Source organism: Sulfurimonas sp. (assembly GCF_016744025.1).
Classification (GTDB): Bacteria; Campylobacterota; Campylobacteria; order Campylobacterales; family Sulfurimonadaceae; genus Sulfurimonas.
On record NZ_JADGFC010000240.1, the window covers coordinates 1 to 1933 of the forward strand.

Annotated in this window: 2 protein-coding genes; both read right to left on the reverse strand. The window is 28.9% G+C overall.

Annotated features, from left to right (window positions below):
- Nucleotides 1-200 precede the first annotated feature (200 nt).
- Nucleotides 201-1067 carry a hypothetical protein gene (locus QZZ48_RS15645; RefSeq protein WP_294967185.1) on the reverse strand — a complete coding sequence of 289 codons (867 nt, stop codon included), beginning with the start codon at nt 1065-1067 and terminating at the stop codon, nt 201-203.
- 5 nt (nt 1068-1072) lie between these two features.
- The gene (locus QZZ48_RS15650) at nt 1073-1618 is read right to left on the reverse strand and encodes a hypothetical protein (protein WP_294967186.1); all 546 of its coding nucleotides are present in this window, start codon (nt 1616-1618) and stop codon (nt 1073-1075) included.
- Nucleotides 1619-1933 lie beyond the last annotated feature (315 nt).

The following is a 1933-nucleotide window of genomic DNA, read 5'->3' on the forward strand; positions in this document are numbered from 1 at the left end:
TGCTCTGGTAGGATACTACTGAAGGAACAGTAGGTTTAATCAAGCATACAACCGCTTGTTAAACAATTATTTAAGCGACTTCGTGTCGCAATAACGGTTCGGCTATGAAGCGTAGCTTTTTGTGTTGCGCCTGCGGCAAAAAGCTATGATTTATGAGCCATTGTTAGCACCTGGGCTTAATTTTCTTATAGTGACTGTTATTACTTAGTATAAGGTTTTTTAGATTGAATTCTAACAGGATCTTTGCTAATTGGGTCTTCATTGAAATTTTCTAAAAGTAAATCTACAACATCTGTTAGCTGTTTATTACTATCCACATCTAAAATTTCATCGTCATTAAACATCTTCAACTCATATTTATCAGCATAAGTCTTTAATGCTGTTTTCTTTGAACTATCAGTTAAATAAATGGCTTTCTCCTCTAATATCATTTTAATCTTATGCTTATTACGATCCCCAACTTTAAAATCCTTAGTAAAGTTAACAATTGCATAAGCTTTAAAGTCATTCACTTCTTTTTCTGTTGCTTCTTCATAGGTAGCGCTAATATCGAAGAAACCTTTTAGATCAGAGTTCTTCTTAAAATAAAGTCTATTTTCATCTTTATGGTATTTGATTCGGATATTGCCTGAAATTTGAAGATTTTTTTCATTAGGTTCTAAATACTTGTATTTATTACCACGTCTTGACTCTAGAATAAATTGAGTACCAATATTCTTTTTCGTAATATATTCTACATTAGCCCGATTACATGTTGAATTCTCAATCGTGTAATAAACAATATGAGATAAAGTTTTGGATTCGTCTGCAGTAAGTAGAGTTCTTGGCTCTTTTATTATTACATCTAAATTAGCTTTGTCGTCATCTGACAACTCAATATAGTACCATTCATCTTTTTGGATTCCATTGAATATTTCAGCTTTGAAATCTACAGCCAAACTTGGATCTATATCTGCTATATCATAGCTGTCAGAAAATGCATTAATAAAATCTTGCTTATTGTTAATTTGAATTTTTCCAGTTTTTTGAGATGTTACTCCAACTATTATTTTGTTTTCAATAGACATAGGGTTTAATTTTTAGTTTCAATATATATATCTGTGCTTATTTGACTTAAATTCTCAATTTGAAAGTTGTCTTCATTATTGTCCCCTTTTAATAGAAGTAATTCTTCTTTATTGTTATTGCTTAATAAATAAAGTCTAAAATTTTTGACAAGTTTTAACCATGGAGAAAAGAATACAATCTTAGTATTAATCAGAAAGACACAGAATAATCCAAGTACAACAAGGTAATGTAACTTTTCAGAGAGACTAAAAGCTAAAATACTTATACCTAAATATGATGGAATATATTGATATTCTATATTTTGGAAAAAAGTAGATTTATTTATACTTCTTGTAGATTTATCTGTTTCATTTTTTGCCTTATAAAATATTATTCTGATAAGAATAACCTGAATTAAAAATACAATCAGTATAAGAAATAGAACTTTAGCTATTTGTGAAATAAGTAGTATTTCTATAGATTTAAAAGTGTCCCAAACAGGTTGATTCAGAAATGGAATCTGTTCAACATATCTTATTGATGCAAGTAATACAATATCAATTAAAAACATTATTTTAAAAATCCATTTCATATAAAATATTCATTTAAAATTCACAATAAACACTCATGCGATAGAGTTTTTGCCTTGGTGCTAACTCGTTAGGATATGCACCATATAGTGCATATATATTTACTATGTCGTGATTAAAAGTGCACAATACACACACTATAGGTCAGTATTGTGCACTTTTCTGTAAGAAAACTCAATCCCTGTTTTGCAAGAACCTGATTGTTACAGTTCATAAATTTAATAATTTGAAGTAAACATCATAAGGAAATAAGGTAAAATGTTTTGTAGAATAACTACATGTCGCAGACTATACTG